The following is a 23,581-nucleotide window of genomic DNA, read 5'->3' as shown; positions in this document are numbered from 1 at the left end:
GTGAATTTTCAATAATAACTTACATAACAAGGAGTTTTCAACTATGAATAATCGTTTAGTTAATGAATTTTTAGAGCTTGTACAAATCGATTCTGAAACAAAGCATGAGGAGAAAATTGCACCTGTTTTAGTTGCAAAGCTACAGGAGCTTGGATTTGATGTTGTACAGGACGATGCACATACACGTAACGGACATGGCGCAGGCAATATTATTGCCACATTACCTGGAACATTAGATGTAGAGCCAATCTATTTCACATGCCATATGGATACGGTTGTGCCAGGTGTTGGTATTAAGCCTGAGGTGCGTGAGGATGGCTATATTTACTCAGATGGCACGACGATTTTAGGAGCGGATGATAAAGCAGGAATTTCCGCTCTATTTGAAATGATACGCCGTTTAAAAGAAGAAAATATTGCACATGGCACAATTCAATTTGTCATTACAGCTGGTGAAGAAAGCGGTCTAGTTGGTGCTAAAGAGCTAAATCCTGAGCACATTATTGCGAAATATGGCTTTGCGGTTGATAGCAGTGGGAAAGTAGGACATATCGTGACAGCTGCACCATTCCAAGCAAAGGTGCATGCGAAAATTTTCGGAAAATCTGCACATGCTGGTGTCGCACCAGAAAAAGGGATTTCAGCGATTACTATTGCTTCGAAGGCAGTTGCCGAAATGAAGCTAGGTCGTTTAGATTTTGAAACAACAGCAAACATCGGTCGCTTTGAAGGCGGTAAAGCAACAAATATCGTTTGTGATGAAGTATATATTTTAGCGGAGGCACGTTCAATTGTTGAAGAAAAATTAAATGCTCAAACAGCACATATGCAGGAAACTTTTGAGCGTGTAGCGAGTGAATTAGGTGGACGTGCAGAGGTCGAAGTATTATTAATGTACCCAGGCTTCCGTGTAACAGAGGCTGATAAAGTGGTACAAGTAGCAACGGCAGCAGTGCGTGCAATCGGTGATGAGCCAACATTATTTGCATCAGGCGGCGGTAGCGATGCCAACGTCATTTCAGGCTTCGGCATTCCAACGGTGAATTTTGCAGTCGGCTATGAGGAAATTCATACGACAAACGAGCGTATGCCAATTGCTGAATTAGAGAAGCTTGCAAACTTATTAGTCGAAGTTGTTAAGCAAACAACGAAATAAGGGAGGGCAAATTAATGGATTTTCGTAAATCAGTCGTGTTTGGCTGTGGCAATGAAGAATATGCAGCACCAGTTGGGCAAGTTGTCTCAATTGAAAAGCTTGAGCATATTACACCAATTCCACATTTGCCAAACTATTTACTAGGCTTCACGCGCATTCGAGGCGAATTAATACCTGTTATTGATTTTCAGCGAATTTTATACGATAAGCCAAGCACAGGGGATTTAGTGCGTATTATTGTATTAAATACAGATGTGGTGAATTATGGACTTGTCGTAACAGATGCCAAGGAAATTTTAGACTTTGGCGAAAATGAATTACAGCAAATTGGCTTAGTGAATTACGCAAAAACAAAATATTTCACAGCCGTTGCCAATTTAGAAAATCGCATGATTACGTGCGTTGATCCAAAAATTTTAGTAGATTCCTTAGAGGGGATTCGCGAAATTATTGCCTATATGCATAAAATGCTTGAAGATGAAAAGGGAGCCGATGCGTGATGCATCGGCTTTTTGCTAATAGCTGAAACTTTTTTATGCTTTAAATAGTATAGAAGATAGGAAGAGGGGTGAAAACATGCTGACAAAACCGTACCGACCGAAAATAAATTTTCCAAGCTCAACAACAGAGAAAATAGCCAATATAATCGGGTGCATGGCAATATTATTTTCCCTGATATTTATCGCATGGAATTGGTCAAGCTTACCTGCACAAGTGCCGATGCATTTCAATGGCATTGGTGAAATTGACCGCTGGGGCTCTAAGTACGAAATGTTGCTATTACCAGTAATTAATATTGCCTTATTTATCTGCTTGCAAATTGTAGAAAATAAGCCACATTTGCATAATTATCCTGACCGCATCAATGAAGCAAATGTTGAACAATTTTATAAAGTAAGCAAAAGAATAATCAATTACACAAAAAATGTATGTGCGATTCTTTTTGCCTATATTACTTATGAAATTGTGATAATGGCACAACAAGAAAGGCTATTGCTCAACTCAACTGCTTTTATTGTGCTTATTGCGTCACTTTTTATTATCATATTTGCTGGAATAATTAAAATGGCGAGAGTTCAATAAAGAATTGGGACATTTGTACAGCTTTTCGCATAGCATAGGGCAAGTTGATAATTTAGAGGAGGCTAAAAAGTGTATTATAACGGCTATTATTATGCACAAAATCCGATGCAGCAATATCCGTATCATCCAATGCTCCCACAACCCCCAATGCAGCCAAGCTATCCATGGCATGGACAGCATCACCATGATAGCACATCAATAAGAGATTATGGGAAATCTCCCTATGTAGTGAATTTGCACAATGCGACATTACGCAATCAAGCATTCCGCCGAACAATTTGGACAGGAAAGCATTTACAAACAACTTTAATGAATATTCGCGTAGGAGAAGATATTGGTGCAGAGCGACACCCAGCGACAGATCAATTTTTCTATATTGAGGAAGGGCAAGGCTATGTGCGCATTGGTGACCGCAGAGATCATCCAGAAGTAGAACGCATGGTTAATCCGGGAGATGGCATTTTTATACCTGCTGGAAAATGGCATAATATCATTAATATTGGTCAACGTCCATTAAAGTTATTTTCGGTTTATGCCCCGCCAGAGCACCGTTTTGGCACGGTGGATGAACAGAAAAAATGAATCCTTTTCGCACCTTTCTACGTATAAAATAACAAAGGAAGGTGCTAAAGATGGAACAAACACTTCAACAATTTGAGCAAAACTATCGTAAAATTGAAAAATTTGCAGGCTGGACGGTTGGCAAGCCAATTGTTTTACTAATGGCATCGCACTATACAGCAAGACAGCAAGAGGTTAACATTGATGAATTGCAACAAGCAATTGCAGTAATTAAAAAGGAAACAGGCTTCTTTTCAACATTGCGGACAAATGTTTTAGTGCAGTATGTTTATGCCATGCAATTGGCAGGTGAGCCGAATAAAGAAGACGCACTTCGTACATTGTTAAGCAATATGGATATTTTGCGTAAAGTAAAATTTCCAAACACATCGTACACAACGATTGCCGCATTATTTTTAACAAGTGAAAATAAAGAGGCACAAGCTGAGCGTGCACAGCTACTATATCGTGAAATGCGTAAAAAACATAAATTTTTAACATCCTATGATGATGTGCCGATTGCCGTTTTATTTGGCTTAGACGATAGTAATATGGAAATACGTGCTAAGACGATGCGACGCTACTATGATGCGCTTCGTGCGGAAAGATTTTCGCAAGGCAATGAGCTACAAGCTTTGTCACAAATTTTAACAACTGTAGGTATTGACTACAATGAACAACTCGTGCCATACATCTTAGCAATTAAACAGCAAATCGAGCAGGCAAAAATTAAAGTACGACCGTCACATTATATTCAACTTGGTTTTTTAGCATTGGCAAAAATCAATGATGAGCAATTACAGCAAATTATTGCATTTTATGAGTTATTGAGTAGCCAAAAATATGCAAAATGGCATACAGAGCAGGCATTAAGCATCGCAGTACAGCAATATTTACCGAATGTGGCAAATGAATTATTGTCAGTTGTGTCGTTGGAATTGCTGCTTCAAATGCAATATGCGCTTATGGCAACAAGCGCAGCTGTGGCCGTGAATGCTTCTTCGGGCAGTGAGTAATCAAGAGGTTATTGAGGAACATTACTTTCTCAATAACCTCTTTTTTAGAATAACTGTTCGTATTTCATTTTTTTGCGTATAATAGAGAAAAGGGAGGTGTGGCAAATGGCGAGCCGTGTCATTATACATATTGATATGAATTGTTTTTATGCATCTGTGGAGCAGGTGTTTGATGAAAGCTTGAAGGGCAAGCCACTTGCGATTGCGGGGAACCCGAAGGAGCGGCGCGGCATTATTATTACATGCTCCTATGAAGCACGTGCCTATGGGGTCAAAACAACAATGACTGTGTATGAGGCAAAAAAGCTGTGTCCAAAGCTCATCCTGTTGCCGCCCAATTTTGAGCGCTATCGCCACGCCTCTAAGCAATTTTTCAAGCTATTACGCGAATATACGGAGCTTGTCGAGCCTGTGTCTATTGATGAAAGCTATATAGATATTAGCGATTTATGTACAAAGCGTCATGCGATGGAAATTGCTGAGGAAATTCAACAACGCATTTATACAGAATTGAAGCTACCATGCTCGCTCGGTGTGGCACCAAATAAATTTTTAGCGAAAACGGCTTCAGATATGAAAAAACCGATGGGTATTACGATTTTGCGCAAACGTGATGTGCCTGAAAAGCTTTGGCCATTACCTGTCATTACTATGCATGGCGTCGGAAAGAAAACGGCGAATAAACTTGCAACAATTGGTGTTACAACGATTGAGCAGCTCGCCAAAATCGAGGTGCATAAAATTCGACAGCTGCTCGGTATTAATGGAGAGCGTTTAAAGGCGAAGGCAAATGGAGAGGATCGTCGTGAAGTCAATCCAGATGTGATTTATGATACAAAAAGCGTCGGTAATTCAACAACATTGCCGCGTGATGAAACAGATTATGAAGCATTGCAGCACATTATAAAAAAGCTAAGTGTAAAAGTAGCAGAACGCTTAAAAGCGAAGCGACTTGCTGGAACAACCGTGACAATTTATATTCGCGATGCGGATTGGCACAATCAAACGCGTAGTAAATCTGTTAAAAATGCGCTGACAAATGAAGCAGATATATTTGAAATTGCATGGGCATTATTTACGAGGCATTGGGATGAATCACCTGTTCGCTTGCTCGGTGTTACTGTATCGAATGTGACGGATCAGCAGCATATGACACAGCAGCTCGGTTTATTTGATTATGAGGAGCAAATTAAGGATGAACCAATTGTAGAATTGATGCAGCAGCTTGAACGCAAATTTGGCAAAGATGTCATTAAGCGTGGTATGATAGCGCCAGCACAAGGGAAATATCAAGCAAATACAAGCTTCAGTAAAGATTTTTTAGATGATTTCAAAGAATAGGAGGCACAGTATATGGAGTTGCATTTTTTAGGAACAGGCGCAGGTATGCCTTCAAAGGAGCGCAATACGAGTGCAATTGCCATGAAGCTATTGGAGGAGCGCGGCACAATTTGGTTATTCGATTGTGGTGAAGCGACACAGCATCAAATTTTGCATACGACGATTAAGCCACGCAAAATCGAAAAAATATTTATTACCCATTTGCATGGCGATCATGTTTTTGGCCTGCCAGGACTGCTTAGCTCACGTTCATTTTTAGGTGGGGAGGATACATTAACGATTTACGGTCCTAAGGGCTTGCAAAGCTGGGTGGAGGCAACACTTGCTTTGACAGGAACGCATTTGACCTATCCAATTGCCTATGTAGAAGTAACAGAAGGTATCGTCTTTAAGGACGAGCAATTTATCGTCCATGCAAAGCTGTTAGCACACGTTATTCCATGCTTTGGCTATCGCATTGAGCAAAAGCCATTGTTAGGTGAACTATTAGTGGAAAAGGCGCTTGCCCTTGGTGTCCCAAAAGGTCCATTGCTTGGGAAATTAAAGCAAGGACAAGATATCGTGCTTGAGACAGGGGAAATCATTTATAGCACGGATGTGACAGCACCTGCAAAGGACGGTTTTGTTGTGACTATTTTAGGCGATACAAAGTATTGTGACAATGCAATTCGCCTAGCAGAAAGGGCAGATATTGTGGTGCATGAAGCAACATTTGATGCGGAAACGACCCATTTAGCCGCAAGCTATGGACACGCAACAAATATAGAGGCGGCCACAGTTGCGCAAAAAGCGAATGCTAAAAATCTCATATTAAACCATATTAGCGCACGCTTTTTAGCACATGATATCACAAAATTATTACAGCAAGCACGCGTTGTATTTCCAGCTACCTATATCGCGAGTGACGGTGCCCAATTTGAATTAAAGGGGAAGGAGCTGCTTTAAAGCATGCAGCCACTAACAGAGAAGCTTCCAAATACTAGCGAATATTGTTATAATAAGCTTGCGCAGAAGAGACAGGAGTGAAACAAATGAATCCACCAAAAATAAATCCAGCGGTACTTCGTTTACTTGTTATTTTTCCGAATGTTTTAAGCTACATATTATTATTTGGTATCATCGTGTTTATTGCGACAAACTATGCTGCTTTACGTGAGGCAGAGGCGCTGCTAACATGGGGCATTATCGCCTGTGTACTTGCACCAATGGCTATCTATACAACATATTCAATTGTCAAACGTATTCGTGCGGGGGTTTTATAAAAATGCAGCTATTTATTGAAAGCATGGACAAGGAAAAAGCCAGCGCTATTTTAAATTGGTGCTATGAAGCACCCTATGATTTTTATAACAATGAACTAACAGATGAAGCATTACAAGAATTACTGGATGGCTCCTATAACGCAATTGTAGATGACAAGCAGCAATTAATCGGCTTTTTTTGTGTAGGGAAAGGCGCACAGGTGCCTGCGGGCAATCGTTTCGATGCCTATACAGCAAGCTGTGTAGATATGGGGCTTGGCATGAACCCGCATCTTACAGGGCAAGGCAACGGCTTTGAATTTTGCTCGCTAATCATGCAATTTATCGAGCAAAATTATGCAGGGACACCGATTCGATTAACTGTAGCGAAATTCAATCAAAGGGCCATTCATTTATATGAAAAGCTTGGCTTTGTTGCACAGGCTGAATTTAGTAGTGATTTAGCAGAATTTATCGTGATGACAAGAAAAAGCTTGCATACAGCATAAGACCAGAGCATAATCGCTCTGGTTTTTTATTAATTTGCTCTTGGGTAGTCTGCTTCTTGCCAAATATGCGTAGCACTAAGCTGCTCATCCGTTAACATAAAATAAACTTTGCTAACTTGATTAGCAAAACCTGCCCCACGGTCATTGGAGGTTGCATCGACATGACGCCATTTGCCATCCACTTTGACTAAATTCCACATATGCTTTTCATCATTAGCAATCGCGGATTTTAGCTCACCATAGACAAGCTTTGCCTCGAATCCTGCTTCCACTAATAACATATGCATGGCAGATGCGTAGGCTTGGCAAACACCTGTGCCATAGAGAAAAAAGCCTGCTGGCGAGTGATCTCTTACAAGATCATCATACTCGAAATTATAATCCATGCCTTCAATGACCGCACGGTGAATAGCTTCAAGCTGTTCACGCTCCGCCTTACCTTCAAGTTGTAGAGAGGAGAGAAGGGCATCGCGCTTTGGTAAAATGCTGGCCATTTCAATTTTGTTTGTCGTGAAGCGTGAAAAAAGGTCTAAAAAGAAGCCTTGCTCAATCGGAACAACTGCAAATTCATAGTAAAATAGCGTACCACCAATCATATCGTGCTCAATTTTCAGTTTTGTTAGAAGCTGTTCTACATTTTCTGGCGAAAGATTTTGCCCTTTGTAGATTACTCCGATTTGCTGGTCGAACTGGACAAGCTGTGTAGCTAAAATAGATTCTAGCTCCGCTAAGGAAGTAGCTGTAAATAGTTCACCATAGATCGTATGAACGTATTTTTCATCCTGCAGCAGTTCGTCCAATGATGGCTCCTCATTTGCAATGACTATATCCTCTTTGCTATCTGTTTTGGCAGTGCAGCCGGCAAGTAGAAGGAGCATGGTCAACAGCCAAGTTACCCTTACCATCCGCGTTTATACACCGCCACAGTTGGTTCAAATGGCACACCGAGCTGTTTAGCTGCACGGTATGGGAAGTACGGGTCGCGCAGTAATTCGCGCCCGATAATGATTAAATCAGCACTACCGTCCTGTAATACTTGCTCTGCTTCTTGTCCTGTTGTAATTAAGCCAACAGCGCCGACCTCCACATTTGCGCCTTCTTTAATCGTTTTGGCAAAAGGTACTTGATACAGTGGATAGGCATTAATTGTTGCAGGAACAACTGCACCAGAGGATACATCGATTAAATCCACGCCTTGTGAAGTCATCCAGCGAGCAAATTGAATGAAATCTTCAGGCACTAAGCCACCTTCTGTATAATCATGGGCAGATATACGTACAAATAATGGACCATCCCATTTGGCACGAATTGCATCGATAATATTGCGCAGTAAACGATAGCGATTTTCTGCGTTACCACCGTAGTCATCGGTTCTTTTATTTGTTAATGGTGATAAAAAGGTATTCACTAAATAACCATGTGCTGCATGAATTTCCAGCACATCAAAGCCCGCCTGCTGTGCGCGTCTTGCTGCATTAGCAAATCCTTGCACAACTATGTCAATATCTTCAAGAGTCATTTCTTCTGGTGTGCGATAATTTTCATTAAAGGCAAGTGCGGTAGGGGCTACGATGCGACCGTCCACTGTTGCTTTGCGTCCAGCATGTGCTAATTGAATCGCTATTTTTGCACCGTACGCATGTGCCTGTTCGACAATTTGACGTTGCCCCTCGATATGCTGATCATCCCAAATGCCAAGATCATTCACTGAAATGCGTCCCTCAGGTAAAATAGCTGTCGCTTCTGTAATCATTAAGCCAACACCGCCAACCGCACGTGAGCCGTAATGCGTTAAATGAAATGGTTGTACCGTGCCATCGCTATTTGCTTCATATGTGCACATTGGTGCCATGACGATCCGATTTTTTAATGTAACATTTCTTACTTGATAGCTTGCAAAAAGTTTCACCACTAAAATACCTCCTAAACGCCCTTAGCTAGCTCCCGTGAGCGTGCTGCAGCACTTTTTACACAAGCAGCAATCGTTTCTGATAGCTTGTGCTGTTGTAGTGCGCGTAAGCCCGCCTCCGTTGTACCACCAGGGCTTGTTACTTTACGACGAAGCTCTGCTGGCTCCTCATTACCAGTTTGCACCATTGCAGCAGCTCCTGCAAGTGTTTGCACCATTAAGGAACGCACAACGTCTTGCGCTAAGCCAACCTCCTCTGCCACTTGCTCAAATGCTTCAAGTAAATAATAAATATAGGCAGGTCCGCTACCTGAAAAGGCTGTTACTGCATGCAGCTGCTCTTCCTCTACCTCAACAACGGTGCCAATTGCCTTTAGCATTGTTAAAAAATGCGCACGCAACGCTTCATCAACTAAAGCGTTAAATGTAACACCACTTGCGGACATACCGATTGTCGCAGAGGTATTTGGCATCGTGCGCGCAATAGGGCGGTCGCCTAAAATGTCATTAATTGCTGCAATCGGAATGCCAGCTAATACAGAAAAGACGGCTGTTTGTGAGCTTAAAAATGGCGCAATAGCTAACATCGCTTCTTTAGCATCCTTTGGCTTTGTAGCAAGAACGATACAATCTACCTCATGAAGCATCTCTTTATTCGGTAAAATTTGCACACCATATTTTTCTTTCAGCTCCTCTAAACGCTCCTGCTCACATTTATTTGTAATATAAATTTGTTCCTTTGCTACGCAATCTTGATCAATCCAGCCTCGAATAATAGCTTCTGCCATAGCACCAGCGCCGATAAATGCGATTTTTTTCATCGAAATCTCCTCCTTTTCAAAATAAAAAAGCGCTCTCGTCCTTAAAAATATAAGGACGAAAACACTTTGTTTCCGCGGTACCACCTTAGTTCACATACAAAAATGTGCCACTTCGCCTTTTTAACGCAAAGGGGACGGTTATGTTTTGCATAACGAGCTCGAAAGTAGGTTCAATAAATAAAGCGGGGATGCTACTTGCACCAAATGCAGCACTCTCTAAACACCATTTATTTATTTACTTGGCTTTGTCGATGCCCTAATATTTAGAATACTCAAATTATATGAAGCTCTACAAGGAATGTCAACCTTTTAGCGTGACGAATTGTGTGAAAAGTTGTAAAATAAAATGAATGATTGTTCATTTTGGGGAGGATTCTTTATGCATATACATAAAATTGTACTACCAACACCATATGCAATTGGCGATGTCAACGCCTTTTTAGTGAAAGGTGATGCACTGACATTATTTGACGCTGGACCAAAAACAGCACAAGCGTATGAAGCGTTAAAGCAGGGTATTCAAGAAGCAGGCTATGAGCTGCAGGCTATTGAGCAAGTCGTTCTGACACATCATCATCCAGACCATGCTGGCTGGGTTGATGCATTTCCGAAGGCAGAAATACTAGGGCACCGCTATGTGGATTATTGGATGCGCCAAACGACGGAGTTTTTACAATATCGTGAGCGTTTTTACCGCCAACAGCTAGAGCAAGAAAATGTCCCCCAAGAGGATATTGCGCGCATTTTAGACGCACGTGAGGAGCTTGAACTATTCGGTACGCGCCCTTTAACGCAATTTATCCAAGATGGCGATGAAGTGCCAGGGCATCCAGGCTTAATTGCACATGAAACATTAGGGCATGCACAAAGCCATTTAATGTTTGTGGAACAACATACAGGGCAGGCAATCGGTGGTGACCTGCTACTCGAAAAAGTTTCGAGCAACCCGCTAGTTGAGCCACCTGTTGACCTGCAAGGTGAGCGCCCCAAATCGTTGCTGCAATACAATGCCTCATTAAAAAAGTTGCAGCAAATGGACATTTCAACACTATATACAGGGCATGGTGAGGCAGTGACAGACATTAAGCCGCTTGTTACAACGCGTCTAACAAAGCAGCATGAGCGTGCGATGTATGTTTTACAGCTGATGGAGGAGCATCGTAACGTCTATGATTTAACGAAAGCATTGTTCGGTAAAACGTATGCTAAACAACCAGGGCTAACATTATCAGAAACATTAGGGCAGCTTGATTATTTAGTTGAAGAAGGCTATGCCCGTAGCGAAATGCAAAATGGGGTAGAAATTTATATCCCTGCATAGAGGAGAGCTACTATTGAAAAAATTATTCTTGTTATTTAGCGTTTGTCTCTTGCTTGTTGCTTGTACAAAAATAGAGCCTGAGCTAGCTGCAGAAATTGTTATTAGCGATTTGACGGACGCACAATTTGATACAGTCGGAGGAGCAGGTGATGCAACAAAGGATGACTTCAAAATGCTGACATTCAACTTTACGATGAAAAATAGCAAAAATGTCGAGCGAGAAATTACGATGTTTCAAGATTGGAAAAATGTCTTGCAGGAGCACTACTGGACAGGGTCAGGTAGCGCTTTTGATAATTTAACAGCGGATATCGTTGAATACCACACAGAGATTGTTCTTTATGCTAAAGGATTAAGTGAGCGTGATTTACAACAACGCTTTGGCGACGCACATATTCATGTGGAATGGCAGCAAAACGGTGAAACACGTGGTGAAAATATTTTTTTAAAGGATATCATCTTGGTTCAGTAAAAGGCCCCTTCCTCAAAAGGGGCTTTTCAAGCAAGCTTGAAAAAATCTGGAATCAATAGGAAAAAGCACAGCGCGTATGCTGTGCTTTTTAAATAGGTTAAACTGCCATCGCAGGGCCAAAGAATTCGTAGTTAACGTTTTCCTCTGGGATATTTAAGTCGCGTAATAAATTAATTACGTGCTGCATAAATGGTGCAGGTCCACATAAGTATACCTTGCTATCATTTTTTAATAAGCCTTCAAGCTGTTCCTTTGTCACGAAGCCTTCCTCATCAGAGTACATTGCTTTGTAAGTGCCGCCGATTTCATCCACCTTTGCAGCAATTGTTTCTGTAAATGCAGCAACGTCTTTGTTGCGTGCACATTGTAGGAATGTGACATCACGCTCTGCAATTGTTTGTAGCATGCTGTTTAATGGTGTTACACCGATACCACCACTTACGAATAAGACAGGTGCATCGCTGTTATCTAACGTGAAGACACCAGCTGGTGCGCTGACATCAATGTGTGTGCCTTGCTCATAGCCTGTGTGTAAATAGTTCGATACGATACCTTTTGGATCGTTTTCGTGCTTCACTGAAATACGATATTCATTTTGGTTATTTGCTTCAGAAACAGTGTATTGGCGGTTCATTAAATATTTTTCGCCAGGTATTTGCATACGCACTGTAACGTATTGTCCTGCTTTGTAAGCTGGTAAAGGTTGACCATCTACGGGTGCTAAATAGAAAGAAGTTACTAACTCGCTTTCTTTTTCTGTGCGCACGATTTTGAATGGCTTGAATAAGCGCCAGCCTTCGTTTTGCTCTGCCTCTTTATATAAATCCTCTTCCACTTGAATGAAAATATCTGCGATGACACCGTAAGCTTGTGCCCATGCATCAATAATTTCGTCTGTCGCTGCATCGCCTAACACTTCTTTAATCGCTTTCAATAAATTTTCACCTACGATTGGGTAGTGCTCTGGTAATACTCCTAAGCTGCGGTGCTTATGTGCAATTTGAATAACTGTTGGCACGATTGCTTGCAAGTTATCGATATGCATAGCAGCTGCTAATACTGTATTTGCTAATGCTGTTTGTTGTCGGCCTTGCTCTTGATTGGAATGGTTAAAAATGTTTAATAATTCTGGATGTGCACTGAACATATTTTTATAGAACGTCTTTGTAATTGTCACACCGTACTCCTGAAGTGCAGGTACAGTCGCTTTAATTGTATCAATTGTTTGTTGTTGTAACATTTAAGTCACGTCCTTTTCCTTTGATAAGCCAACTATAAGCCTAAAGTGAATTTAAAGCAATATCAAAAATACATCTTTAACAAAATAGACACAAATGTAGTATCAAAAATACATCTTTTAGCTGTGAATGATTTCATAAGCAAATAATAGTCCGATTTGATATACTAACGAGAGAAGAAAGTTGGTGAAAAAGTGCGCTTAACCGTCTATACAGATTACTCGTTGCGTGTGCTAATTTATTTAGGTGTACGAGGACAACAGCATTTAGCCACAATACAAGAAATTGCAGATGCGTATCAAATATCAAAAAATCATTTAATGAAAGTCACATACGACCTTGGGCAGCACGGCTTTATCGAAACGATTCGAGGTAGAGGTGGAGGAATTCGTCTTGCGATGGCACCTGAAGAAATTAATATTGGTGCAGTTATTCGAAAAACAGAAGAAGACTTTCATCTTGTCGAATGCTTTAGCTCAGAAAGCAATTTATGTAAAATTTCAGCTGAATGCCAATTAAAAAATGCTTTGAATGAAGCGTTGAAGGCATATTTAGCGGTTTTAGATCAATATCATATTTCCGATTTCATTCATTCAAAGGAATCGATTCTAAAATTGCTTGGCCTCAAATAACTATATGCGTAACAGCATGTAGTTTTTTTACTATTATTGAAGGGAAGTACAAAAAATGCATAAAAAAAAGATTTTAATTACTGGTGCAACGAGCGGCCTCGGCTTACATATGACCAAGCTTTGTTTAGCAAAAGGCTACGAAGTTTATGCAACGGGTCGCAATGAAGTGTCATTAACGACATTAGAAAAATTAGGGGCGCATCCGATACAGGCAGATTTGCGTGAAATGGAGCAAATCGATGCATTACTACAGCAATTACCGAAGCTCGATGTGGCGATTATTAATGCAGGTGTTGGCATTTTTGAAAATGCCTTTCATTTAACAGATGAGCAAATTGATACAATGATTGATGTCAATGTGAAAGCGCCAATCTTCCTAGCAAAAAGGCTATTTGCCAATATGCAAAAAGAGGGGCATTTTATTTTTATTAGCTCACAGGCAGGAAAGGTAGCAACGAAAAAAGCGAGTGTTTATGCAGCGACAAAGCATGCGCTCACAGGCTTTATCGATGGCTTCCGTCATGAGGCTGCACCATTGAAAGTAACAGGCATTTTCCCAGGGCCGATTGATACGCCATTTCTGCAAAAAGCGGATGCAGCAGGCGCATATCGTCAGGCGATTGCCCACTTTTTATTAACACCAGAAAAAGTTGCAAATGCGGTTATTAAAACAATCGAGCATCCTGTGCGCTCTGTCAATTTGCCTTGGGTAATGGGCTTGTCAAGCAAGCTATATGCGATAGCTCCAACGCTTGTAGAAAAGCTTGGCAGTAATTTTTTCAATAAAAAATAAATTTATAAAAATTCACTTGTATTTATATTTATTGCGTGGTAATATGCATGTATAAACTATTAATTTCTATGTATAAAAATACGTAATGGTTATCGGAGGCATATTAGATTATGGCAAATAAAAAGGTAGTATTAGCATATTCAGGTGGATTAGACACATCAGTAGCAATTCCTTGGCTAAAGGAGCAGGGCTGGGATGTTATCGCAGTTTGTCTTGATGTAGGTGAAGGCAAAGATTTAGAGTTTATTAAAAACAAAGCATTGCAGGTCGGTGCGGTTGAATCTTATATGGTTGATGCAAAAGATGAGTTTGCTGAAGAATATGCATTAATTTCATTACAGGCACATACATGGTATGAGCAAAAATATCCTTTAGTATCTGCGTTATCACGTCCATTAATTTCGAAAAAGCTTGTAGAAATTGCCAACCAAACAAATGCGGATGCGGTAGCACATGGCTGTACAGGTAAAGGTAATGACCAAGTGCGCTTCGAAGTATCAATTAAAGCATTGAATCCTGACTTAGAAGTGTTAGCACCTGTGCGTGAGTGGGGCTGGAGCCGCGATGAGGAAATTGAATATGCAATGAAGCATAATGTGCCGATTCCTGCGACACTTGATTCACCATTCTCAATTGACCAAAACTTATGGGGGCGTGCCAACGAAGCGGGTGTGATGGAGGACCCTTGGGTAGCACCACCAGAAGAAGCATATGGCTTAACGAAGGCCATCGAAAACACACCAGATACTGCTGAAGTAGTAGAAATCGAATTCGTTGCTGGTAAGCCTGTTGCCTTAAATGGTGAAGAAATGAAGCTAGCCGATTTAATTCAAAAATTAAATGCGGTTGCTGGTGAGCATGGCGTTGGGCGTATCGACCACGTAGAAAACCGCTTAGTCGGCATTAAATCACGTGAGGTATATGAAATCCCAGGTGCAAAAGTGCTATTAACAGCACATAAAGAGCTAGAGGACTTAACGCTCGTAAAAGAAATGGCACACTTTAAGCCAGTAATCGAGAAAAAATTATCAGAAATTATTTATGAAGGGCTATGGTTCTCACCATTGCGTCCAGCATTAGAAGCATTTTTAAAAGAAACACAGCAATATGTCAACGGTACAGTGCGTGTGAAATTATTTAAAGGGCATGCAATTGTTGAAGGACGTAAATCGCCAAACTCTTTATATAATGAAAAGCTTGCAACATACTCAAAAGAGGACATGTTCAACCATAACTCAGCAGTTGGCTTTATTGAACTATGGGGCTTACCTACTGTTGTAGCAGCAGGTGTCAATAAAAAATAAGTAATTGTGAGCAAGAGGCACTAGCGCTTCTTGCTTCTACTTTTAATCGAGGTGTGAAGGTAATGACAAAATTATGGGGCGGGCGCTTTCAAAAGTCTGCGGAAGCATGGGTAGACGAGTTCGGTGCATCCATCGGCTTTGATCAGCAATTAGTAATGGAAGACCTGGAAGGCAGTAAAGCACATGTCACGATGCTAGGCATCCAAGGTATTTTACCAAAAGTAGATGTTGAGCAAATTCTAGATGGCTTACAGCAGCTACAAGTAAAAGCAGAGGCAGGGGAGCTCGCATTTTCAGTAGCAAATGAAGACATTCATTTAAATTTGGAAAAAATGCTGATCGACTTAATCGGCCCTGTTGGTGGCAAGTTACATACAGGTCGCTCACGTAACGACCAAGTAGCAACAGATATGCATTTATTTTTGAAAAAGCGCGTAGCAGAGGTCATCGGCTTAATCGAAAACTTCCAAAAAACGCTACTACAGCAGGCGGAGCAGCATGTTGAAACAATCGCGCCAGGCTATACACATTTACAACGTGCACAACCAATTTCATTTGCACATCATTTAATGGCATATTTCTGGATGCTAGAGCGTGACAAGCAGCGCTACACAGAATCGTTAAAACGCATTGATATTTCACCGCTTGGCGCAGGTGCGATGGCTGGTACAACATTCCCAATTGACCGTTTAAAGTCAGCGGAGCTACTAGGCTTTGCGGATGTTTATGCCAACTCAATGGATGCGGTAAGCGACCGTGATTTCATCGTGGAATTTTTATCAAATTCATCTTTATTGATGGCGCATTTATCACGTTTTGCAGAGGAAATCATTTTATGGTCAACGGATGAATTTAAATTTATCGAGCTAGATGACGCCTTTTCAACAGGCTCATCCATTATGCCACAAAAGAAAAATCCTGATATGGCGGAGCTGATTCGTGGAAAATCAGGTCGTGTCTACGGCAATTTAATGGGACTATTAACGGTATTAAAAGGCACGCCGTTAACATACAACAAAGACATGCAAGAAGATAAGGAAGGCATGTTTGACACAGTGCACACGGTTCTAGGTGCATTGAAAATTTTCGAAGGCATGGTTGCCACAATGACTGTCAATACAGAGCGCTTACATAGTGCCGTGCATAGCGACTTCTCCAATGCAACGGAGCTAGCGGATTACTTAGCTGCCAAGGGCATGCCATTCCGCGAAGCACATGAGGTCACAGGTAAGCTTGTTTTCACATGTATCCAACGTAGTATTTATTTGCTGGACTTGCCATTAGCAGATATGCAAGCAGAAAGCACATTAATCGAAGCTGATATTTATGACGTGCTCGCACCCGAAGCCGCTGTAAGCCGCCGCAACTCATTAGGTGGCACAGGCTTCGAACAAGTACGCACACAACTGGCAAAAGCGAAAGCATTATTAGCATAATATTAAAGAATGGGCGCCTAATACATGGCGCCCATTTTCGTTGAGCGAAAATGGTAGTTGGTTGAGCGAATTAGAAGAGTGGATGAGCGAAAATTGCACTTCGAAGAGCGAATTTCATCATTCGATGAGCGAATCACTACTTTTGTCGGGTATCATCGTAAAAATTTGCTCAGGAATTTCATAATAAGAATGCCCTTTTTTATAAGACAAAGGTAAAAAGCGTAACAATCGCTTTGCAGCGTGCCTTGATGAAATATCACACAACACACAAAACTGCTGATTCGTTATTTTCGTATCAACTAATAATCGAAAATCATGCAATGCTTGGAAATGGGCATATTTGTTTTGAAAACGGCAATGTGGGCAAAGAAATTTACCATGAGCAAAGCGCATTTTCGCGGCACATTTCTCACAAAACACACCGCACTTCAATTGCTCTAATGTAAAAGTAAATGCCTCTTTTTTAGGGGAATGTAAAGACAACAGCTGTGCATAAACCTTATCTAAATCAAGTATCGGCTTACAATGCTGCACAAGTTTTTTCTCGATAAAGCTCAGCACATAATCCGCATGAAAAATAGGGAAATCGGGAGGCTTGCTCGCAATGATGGCACGGCGATTTGCGATGACAACAGCACCGTGAAGTGGGATATGGGGAAAGAAAGAAGAAAGCGCACGTAAATGCCGGTTGAGTTGTTCAATAGGGTTAGCAAAACGCTCAGTAACACCATCAGCACGGGTTCGAAGCAACTGCGAGGACTCTGCATCAAAATGCAGCGTGCCTGCTATATTTTTCACCTCAAGGCACACAATCAATGACGGAAAAATTACGATAAAATCAATTTCGTGACGCTGCTGCTGTGCATTAAAAAAGGAGAAATTGCGAATGACACGATGTGGTGTAGCAAGCTCCTGTAAAAAGAATTGCACCTCATCCTCACCGGAAACTCCGACATTTGCCATAGCAAGCTGCTCTTTAAAGTACAAATAATCTGGATGGAACGCATCAATTCTTCTAATAATTGCTTCAAGTTGTTGAAGCCTCAAATAAAATCACCTCCAATTATAGTATATTATGAAATCCTGTCTATTTCTTCATATAGTTTTAACACTCGCTTTACAATTATCATGTACGATACAAATATTAATTTATTTGGAGGTTTAACATGAAATTTAAAAGTTTAGCAGCATTAACAGCAGGGATTACAATTGCATTATCTAGTTTGGGAGCACCGCTAGGAGCAAAGGCTGAAACAATGCTACATATGCAAGCTACATCTCGCTATAATTCGGGCGTACAAAATGAGGATGGTGGTACAACAGAAATTGTTGCTTACAATGCCGATAATCAAAAATACTATGTGATTAATGGAACAACGAAGCAAATTGAAGTGATAGCATTACCAAATACCGCATCGTTTACAACTTTAAAAGCAGAAAAAAGCATCAATCTTGAAGAAGGGCTTAAAAAAATTAAACCAACATTTACATATGGCGATGTGACAAGTATTAGTATCAACACAGAGCTAAAGACGATTGTAGCAGCAGTGCAAGCTGCCGGTACAAATGATAACGGCTTAGCAGTATTTTTAAATTATGATGGTGTGATACAGCATGTTGTAGAAGCAGGTAAACAGCCGGATATGATTACATTTACACCTGATGGTAAAAAGGCACTTGTAGCAAACGAGGGTGAGTCACGTGAAGGCTATGACAAGGCGGTCGATCCTGAGGGTAGCGTGACGGTTATTGATTTAGCAAATGGTATAACAAATGCGACAGCACAAAATGTAACATTTGAAGCGTTAGATGCACAACGTGAGAAATTAGTGGCACAAGGGGTAATTGTCAAGAAAAATACAGCTCCTTCAGTTGATTTTGAGCCAGAATATATAGCGGTGAATGCAGCTAGTGACAAAGCATATGTAACATTACAGGAAGCAAATGCAATCGCTACACTGGATTTAACAACAAATCAATGGATTGATGTTAAATCATTAGGCTTAAAGGATCATAGCTTAGAAAAAAATGCATTAGATTTTAGAAAAGATAAGAAAATCGCAATTCAGCCAGAAAATTTATTTGGACTTTATATGCCAGATGGAATTGCCAGCTATGAAGTAAATGGCAAAACATATTTAGTGACAGCAAATGAGGGAGACTCTCGTGATTGGGAAGGCTATATAAACGAAATTGAAACAGAATTAGATGGCAATGAAGTCGTGTTATTTGATGCATCAGATTATGATGGCTTAGATGCATCCAAAACGTATAGCTTCGGTGCGCGCTCATTTTCCATTTATGAGGCAGATACAATGAAGCAAGTGTATGATAGCGGTAGCGACTTCGAGAAATTAACAGCGCAAGCTTTGCCTGAATACTTTAATGTTTCAAATAATAATACAAAGCTAGATAATCGCAGTGGTAAAAAAGGGCCTGAGCCTGAAGATGTAAAAATCGGACAAATCGCTGACCGTTTTTATGCTTTCGTGGGACTTGAGCGAATCGGTGGTATTATGATGTACGATATTACAAATCCTAGCGCACCAGCGTTTATCCAATACATCAACGAGCGTGATTTTAGCGAGGATATAAAAGGCGATGTTTCACCAGAAGGGCTTGCATTTATTGCAGCAGAAAAAAGTCCAACAGGCTTGCCAACTTTACTTGCGGCACATGAAGTAAGTGGGACGGTTGCAGCATATACAATTGGTGCACCAAAAGCAGTGACATTTACTGATATTCAAGGTCACTGGGCACAAACAGCGATTGAGCATGTTGCAAGTGTTGGCATTTTCAAAGGTGTTACAAAAGAGCGCTTCAATCCAAATGAACAGCTAACGAAGGCACAATTTATTACAGCATTAAGTCGCACACAGCAGCTTGTACCATCTACAAGCGCACCGTTTACAGATGTGAAAGCAACACATTATTTTAGCGAGGCTGTTGTATGGGCTTATGACAATAAATTGATTGATACAACGAGCCGACAATTTAAGCCAAACAATGCAATGACACGTGAGCAAGCAGCACAAATACTGTACCGCTACTTACAACAAACAGGCTATGAATTCCCAGCACAGCAAACGCAAGCATACACAGATGATGCAACGATTTCATCAGCGGCGAAAGAAGCTGTCTATGCGCTACAGCAAGCTGGTATTATGACAGGTAATGAACAGCAACAATTTAACCCACAGGCTACTTTAACGAGAGCGGAAGCGGCGGCAATTTTAAGCCCATTATTTTAAAGAAATATAAGAAAAGTGCCCTCGAAACTATCAGGCACTTTTTTATATGGCTAGCTTTCTGGAGTGTCAGCAACTTTGAATTGATCGATTTGTCTTTCCATTTCCTGACTCATTAATAGCAGCTCCTCTGATGCCATTGCGACTGTTTTTGTTGCTTCGGTCTGCTCAAGTGTAGAGCTTGTCACTTGTTCTGTTGCGGCAAGTGTTTGATCGCTTGCATTTAAAATTTCGTGCATTTGATGCTGTATTGTTGAAGATAGGGAAGTGGCAGAGGACACTTCTTCATTGATTGCATGAATAGCTGAAAGCATATTTGTTACATGCTGCGACATTTGCTGGAAGGCAGATGTCGTTTCTTCAACTGCATTTATTTGAACAGCGAACTGTTCATTTGTTGATTGCATTTCAGCTGTCGCAACTTTTGATTGATTTAAAATTTCCTGAATAGATAGCTGAACATCCGCAGCTGCCTGTGCCGATTGCTCCGCTAGTTTGCGTACCTCATCTGCTACGACTGCAAAGCCTTTACCATGCTCACCAGCGCGCGCTGCTTCAATAGAAGCATTTAATGCCAATAAATTTGTTTGTCCTGAAATCGTTGTAATAAATGTTGCAATGCTTTCAATTTTCGCCATATCCTGTTCAAGCTTTGTCATAATCGCTTGCATATGTTGAATTTTAGCTTGCATTGAATGATTTGTTTCTTCTAAATAATCAATTTGCTGTATCGCTTGTGAGCCAACCTCATCAACTGTTTGAGCAGTGGATGAAAGGACTGTTGTATTATCATGGATTTTTTGCATTTGCTGCTGCAAGGAGTCTGATAGCTCTGCTGCTTTATTTGCCTCTGTATTAACGAGCGCTGCATCATCCGAAATGGACATGGTAGCTGTGGCAATTTCATCACTTGTCGCATTCATTTCCTCTGAATAAGCTGTTAAGCTATTGGAAGATAGGCTCAATTTATAAATCGATTGCTGAATATTACGAATAGTATTGCTCGTTTTACTTACCATATCACCAAATGCTTTCGCTAAGCTGCCAACCTCATCATTTGTCGTTGCTTGCAATTGTACAGTTAAATCACCAGTCGCTAATTGCTGTGCCACCTTTTCAAGCGCTGTAATTGGACGAATCAGGCGGCTGACGATGAATAGCATTAAAATTGTAATAATGACAAGGACAACAGAAAAGGTGATAAGCAATATTTTCGTTGTAGAATTAGCAATCGCATTAATGTTTTTCATTTCATAATCGCTACCAACAACCCATTGTACACCTTCAATTTTTTTATAAACGACTAGCTGATTATCAAGCTGCTGATGATTAACTGTGAAATCAGTGTCATCAAGCGACTTTAAAAATGAATAAGCAGGGAGCTCAAAAAGATTTTCATCTTCAATTGTATGATGAACAATCGGATTACCAATAGCACTAACGAGGAAAACGTCCCCATCATAGCCTGGATTAATGGTATTAAGCGTCTCAATTAAGTAGGTTAAACTAATGTCAGCTCCAATAACTCCAACTAATTGATTCGTTTGAGAATAAAGTGGCTGTGAAATCGTAATAACTTTTTCACCAGAAATAGCATCCACATACGGTTCGCCAATGACAATTCCTCCGACTTTAACCGCATCCACATACCATGGACGGTCGCGTGGGTCGATATTTGCTGGTACATTGTTGACAGGTGCGGCAATCGTTCTACCATTATTTAAGCTAATATAAACATTTGACACACCTTCATAAATTTCTGTAAATGGTAATAACGCTTCAAAAATCGTATCAACTTCGATTTCATTTGTCGTTACAGAGCTTGTTGCCGCAGCAACAAATTGCTCATTATTCATCAGAAGAGATAAACCGTCGCGATAGCGCTCAAAATAAGCCTGAATAATAGCTGTTGTACTTTCTAACATTGTTTCGCTTTGTAGCATGGCATCTTTTTTTAATGCCCTGCTATTAATAGTTGAAATAAATAACATCATTGCGATAAAAGCAACGATTAATGTGATAAGTAGTGGGATTAATATTTTTCCTTTTAAAGATAGTTGTCTGCGCATTGCTTTTTCGCCCCTCTCTTGTACTGATATGAGTTTATACAATGATAATATACAAAAACTGAATTGTGAAGAATAATCAGAAAATTTTGTCGAAAATTATTAGTGAAACTTTCGACATAATCTTTCGTATATAGTAGTATGGAAAAAATAATGTACAATAGTAGTATTATAAGAATTGGGGGATGCATATGTCTGAATATAAAAATCCATTATTTGAAGATTTAGAAACGCGTGAAAAAATAACAAATGAAATCGTAGAAGCTGAGCCACAGCAGCTTGTTTCGAATGAGGAATATTCGCAAATTCGCAAGCGTCAAATTGCTTTAAAATCTGAGCCACAAGTGCGTGCATTAGCCAACAAAATCGATGTGCATAATCAAATTGCAGTATTGGAATTTGGCAAGGACACAGCGAAGGGCATTTCGACTTTTTCTGATCGCATGCTATCGACAATTAAAACGAGTAAGCTAGAGCGTTCAAGTGAGCTGCTCCGCAATTTAAATACGATTATGGACCGCTTTGATCCGAAAGACTTTGAGCAGGAGGAGAAGAAAAAAGGTGGCCTAATTAAACGCTTGTTTTCGAAAAGCAAGGAGCAGCTAGAGAAACTGTTATCCAAATACGATACGATGAACAAGGAAGTTGATGCTGTTTACAACGAAATTCAAAAATACGAAGTAGAAATGAAGCGCAATACGATGGAGCTTGAGCAAATGTATGATGAAAACTTAAACTATTTCCATAGTTTAAGCGAGCATATTGCAGCTGTCGAAGTGAAGGTGGAGGAGCTAAATAGTCAGCTACCATCATTAGAGGCGCAGGCGAATGCAGGTGACCAAGTAGCCATTTTAGAATATGAAACAGTGCAGCGAGCAATTGAATTATTGGAGCAGCGTCGCTACGATTTAGAAATGGCACAGCAAGTGTCATTCCAATCAGCGCCACAAATTCGTCTAATGCAGCAAGGGAATAACCATTTAATTGCGAAAATTAATTCGGCATTTGTGACAACAATTCCTATTTTTAAACAAGGGCTTGTTCATGCGGTAACGATGCAGCGCCAAAAGCTGGTTGCGGATTCGATGATTGAGCTAGACAAACGCACAAATGAAATGCTTGTACGCAATGCTCAAAATATTCGCCAAAACTCTGTTAATATTGCAAGAACAGCGGGTAGCCCAAGCATTACAATCGATACGATTGAAACGACATGGCAAACAATTATGGCAGGCATTGAGGAAACGAAGCAAATTCAAGAAGAAACGATTCGCAACCGCGAAGAAGGTCGCAAGCGTATTGAAAAACTGCAGTTAGAATATGAAAAATTAAAGAAAATGTAATGAACAAGGCTGTTGGAAAAGGCAAAGCTGCTTTTCCAGCAGCTTTTTTATCGAAGTAAAATCTTCAATGATTGCAGCTTCATTTTATGCT

General features: G+C 40.5%; 23 protein-coding genes and 1 other annotated feature. Of the genes, 17 read left to right on the top strand and 6 right to left on the bottom strand.

The window, feature by feature from the left end:
- Window positions 1-43: 43 nt before the first annotated feature.
- The 9 genes from M3Z76_RS02120 (at window position 44) to M3Z76_RS02080 (ending at window position 6,907) form a co-directional block, all read left to right on the top strand.
- Window positions 44-1,156 (top strand): M20/M25/M40 family metallo-hydrolase, encoded by a 1,113-nt coding sequence (locus tag M3Z76_RS02120; protein WP_293920512.1) that lies wholly within the window; start codon window positions 44-46, stop codon window positions 1,154-1,156.
- A 14-nt stretch (window positions 1,157-1,170) separates the two neighbouring features.
- Complete coding sequence (locus tag M3Z76_RS02115) at window positions 1,171-1,656, top strand: chemotaxis protein CheW (protein WP_293920510.1); 486 nt, start codon at window positions 1,171-1,173, stop codon at window positions 1,654-1,656.
- 76 nt (window positions 1,657-1,732) lie between these two features.
- Window positions 1,733-2,239: a DUF1648 domain-containing protein gene (locus M3Z76_RS02110; RefSeq protein ID WP_293920509.1), complete on the top strand. Its 507-nt coding sequence runs from the start codon at window positions 1,733-1,735 to the stop codon at window positions 2,237-2,239.
- A gap of 69 nt (window positions 2,240-2,308) precedes the next feature.
- Window positions 2,309-2,821, top strand: coding sequence for a cupin domain-containing protein (locus tag M3Z76_RS02105; RefSeq protein WP_293920507.1), 513 nt, complete (start codon window positions 2,309-2,311; stop codon window positions 2,819-2,821).
- Window positions 2,822-2,871: 50 nt separating this feature from the next.
- Window positions 2,872-3,816, top strand: a complete 945-nt coding sequence (locus M3Z76_RS02100; protein ID WP_293920505.1) for a DUF4003 family protein — start codon at window positions 2,872-2,874, stop codon at window positions 3,814-3,816.
- Window positions 3,817-3,921: 105 nt separating this feature from the next.
- Complete coding sequence (locus tag M3Z76_RS02095) at window positions 3,922-5,157, top strand: DNA polymerase IV (RefSeq protein WP_293920503.1); 1,236 nt, start codon at window positions 3,922-3,924, stop codon at window positions 5,155-5,157.
- A gap of 12 nt (window positions 5,158-5,169) precedes the next feature.
- Window positions 5,170-6,102: a ribonuclease Z gene (gene rnz, locus M3Z76_RS02090; protein ID WP_293920501.1), complete on the top strand. Its 933-nt coding sequence runs from the start codon at window positions 5,170-5,172 to the stop codon at window positions 6,100-6,102.
- Between the two features lie 86 nt (window positions 6,103-6,188).
- Entirely contained in the window at window positions 6,189-6,419 is a 231-nt protein-coding gene (locus tag M3Z76_RS02085) for an acyl-phosphate glycerol 3-phosphate acyltransferase (protein WP_293920499.1), read from the top strand.
- A gap of 2 nt (window positions 6,420-6,421) precedes the next feature.
- On the top strand, window positions 6,422-6,907 hold the full coding sequence (locus tag M3Z76_RS02080; RefSeq protein ID WP_293920498.1) for a GNAT family N-acetyltransferase: 486 nt from the start codon (window positions 6,422-6,424) through the stop codon (window positions 6,905-6,907).
- A 29-nt stretch (window positions 6,908-6,936) separates the two neighbouring features.
- Here the strand turns inward: M3Z76_RS02080 and M3Z76_RS02075 are convergent, their stop codons facing one another.
- From M3Z76_RS02075 to proC, 3 genes are read right to left on the bottom strand one after another with little or no spacing between them, the layout of a single operon-like run.
- Complete coding sequence (locus M3Z76_RS02075; RefSeq protein ID WP_293920780.1) at window positions 6,937-7,785, bottom strand: transglutaminase domain-containing protein; 849 nt, start codon at window positions 7,783-7,785, stop codon at window positions 6,937-6,939.
- 20 nt (window positions 7,786-7,805) lie between these two features.
- Window positions 7,806-8,819, bottom strand: a complete 1,014-nt coding sequence (gene namA, locus M3Z76_RS02070) for an NADPH dehydrogenase NamA (protein ID WP_406601047.1) — start codon at window positions 8,817-8,819, stop codon at window positions 7,806-7,808.
- An 11-nt stretch (window positions 8,820-8,830) separates the two neighbouring features.
- Entirely contained in the window at window positions 8,831-9,637 is an 807-nt protein-coding gene (gene proC / locus M3Z76_RS02065; protein ID WP_293920497.1) for a pyrroline-5-carboxylate reductase, read from the bottom strand.
- Between the two features lie 48 nt (window positions 9,638-9,685).
- Window positions 9,686-9,898, bottom strand: a binding site (T-box leader).
- A 118-nt stretch (window positions 9,899-10,016) separates the two neighbouring features.
- Between proC and M3Z76_RS02060 the strand changes: the two genes are divergently transcribed.
- Window positions 10,017-10,958, top strand: coding sequence for an MBL fold metallo-hydrolase (locus M3Z76_RS02060; protein ID WP_293920496.1), 942 nt, complete (start codon window positions 10,017-10,019; stop codon window positions 10,956-10,958).
- Window positions 10,959-10,971: 13 nt separating this feature from the next.
- Window positions 10,972-11,430: a hypothetical protein gene (locus M3Z76_RS02055; protein ID WP_293920495.1), complete on the top strand. Its 459-nt coding sequence runs from the start codon at window positions 10,972-10,974 to the stop codon at window positions 11,428-11,430.
- 97 nt (window positions 11,431-11,527) lie between these two features.
- Here M3Z76_RS02055 and hmpA read toward each other — a convergent pair whose 3' ends face one another.
- On the bottom strand, window positions 11,528-12,670 hold the full coding sequence (hmpA, locus tag M3Z76_RS02050; protein WP_293920493.1) for an NO-inducible flavohemoprotein: 1,143 nt from the start codon (window positions 12,668-12,670) through the stop codon (window positions 11,528-11,530).
- 192 nt (window positions 12,671-12,862) lie between these two features.
- Between hmpA and M3Z76_RS02045 the strand changes: the two genes are divergently transcribed.
- The 4 genes from M3Z76_RS02045 to argH all read left to right on the top strand — a co-directional run bounded on the left by M3Z76_RS02045 (window position 12,863) and on the right by argH (window position 16,833).
- Window positions 12,863-13,300, top strand: coding sequence for an RrF2 family transcriptional regulator (locus M3Z76_RS02045; protein ID WP_293920492.1), 438 nt, complete (start codon window positions 12,863-12,865; stop codon window positions 13,298-13,300).
- A gap of 55 nt (window positions 13,301-13,355) precedes the next feature.
- On the top strand, window positions 13,356-14,093 hold the full coding sequence (locus M3Z76_RS02040) for an SDR family NAD(P)-dependent oxidoreductase (protein WP_293920490.1): 738 nt from the start codon (window positions 13,356-13,358) through the stop codon (window positions 14,091-14,093).
- A 110-nt stretch (window positions 14,094-14,203) separates the two neighbouring features.
- A complete protein-coding gene (locus M3Z76_RS02035) occupies window positions 14,204-15,397 on the top strand; it encodes an argininosuccinate synthase (protein WP_293920487.1) in 1,194 nt (397 codons plus the stop codon).
- Between the two features lie 62 nt (window positions 15,398-15,459).
- A complete protein-coding gene (gene argH, locus M3Z76_RS02030) occupies window positions 15,460-16,833 on the top strand; it encodes an argininosuccinate lyase (RefSeq protein ID WP_293920484.1) in 1,374 nt (457 codons plus the stop codon).
- Window positions 16,834-16,950: 117 nt separating this feature from the next.
- On the opposite strand, the gene M3Z76_RS02025 is transcribed toward argH, so the two are convergent.
- Entirely contained in the window at window positions 16,951-17,880 is a 930-nt protein-coding gene (locus M3Z76_RS02025) for a nuclease-related domain-containing protein (protein WP_293920481.1), read from the bottom strand.
- A 119-nt stretch (window positions 17,881-17,999) separates the two neighbouring features.
- Between M3Z76_RS02025 and M3Z76_RS02020 the strand changes: the two genes are divergently transcribed.
- The gene (locus tag M3Z76_RS02020) at window positions 18,000-20,084 is read left to right on the top strand and encodes a choice-of-anchor I family protein (protein WP_293920479.1); all 2,085 of its coding nucleotides are present in this window, start codon (window positions 18,000-18,002) and stop codon (window positions 20,082-20,084) included.
- A gap of 50 nt (window positions 20,085-20,134) precedes the next feature.
- Here M3Z76_RS02020 and M3Z76_RS02015 read toward each other — a convergent pair whose 3' ends face one another.
- A complete protein-coding gene (locus M3Z76_RS02015; RefSeq protein WP_293920476.1) occupies window positions 20,135-22,150 on the bottom strand; it encodes a methyl-accepting chemotaxis protein in 2,016 nt (671 codons plus the stop codon).
- A 188-nt stretch (window positions 22,151-22,338) separates the two neighbouring features.
- On the opposite strand from M3Z76_RS02015, the gene M3Z76_RS02010 reads away from it, so the two are divergent.
- Window positions 22,339-23,490, top strand: coding sequence for a toxic anion resistance protein (locus M3Z76_RS02010; RefSeq protein ID WP_293920474.1), 1,152 nt, complete (start codon window positions 22,339-22,341; stop codon window positions 23,488-23,490).
- Window positions 23,491-23,581: the final 91 nt, after the last annotated feature.

This window comes from Metasolibacillus sp., from assembly GCF_025291715.1.
GTDB lineage: Bacteria > Bacillota > Bacilli > Bacillales_A > Planococcaceae > Metasolibacillus > Metasolibacillus louembei.
This window is presented reverse-complemented; position numbering and strand designations above follow the sequence as displayed.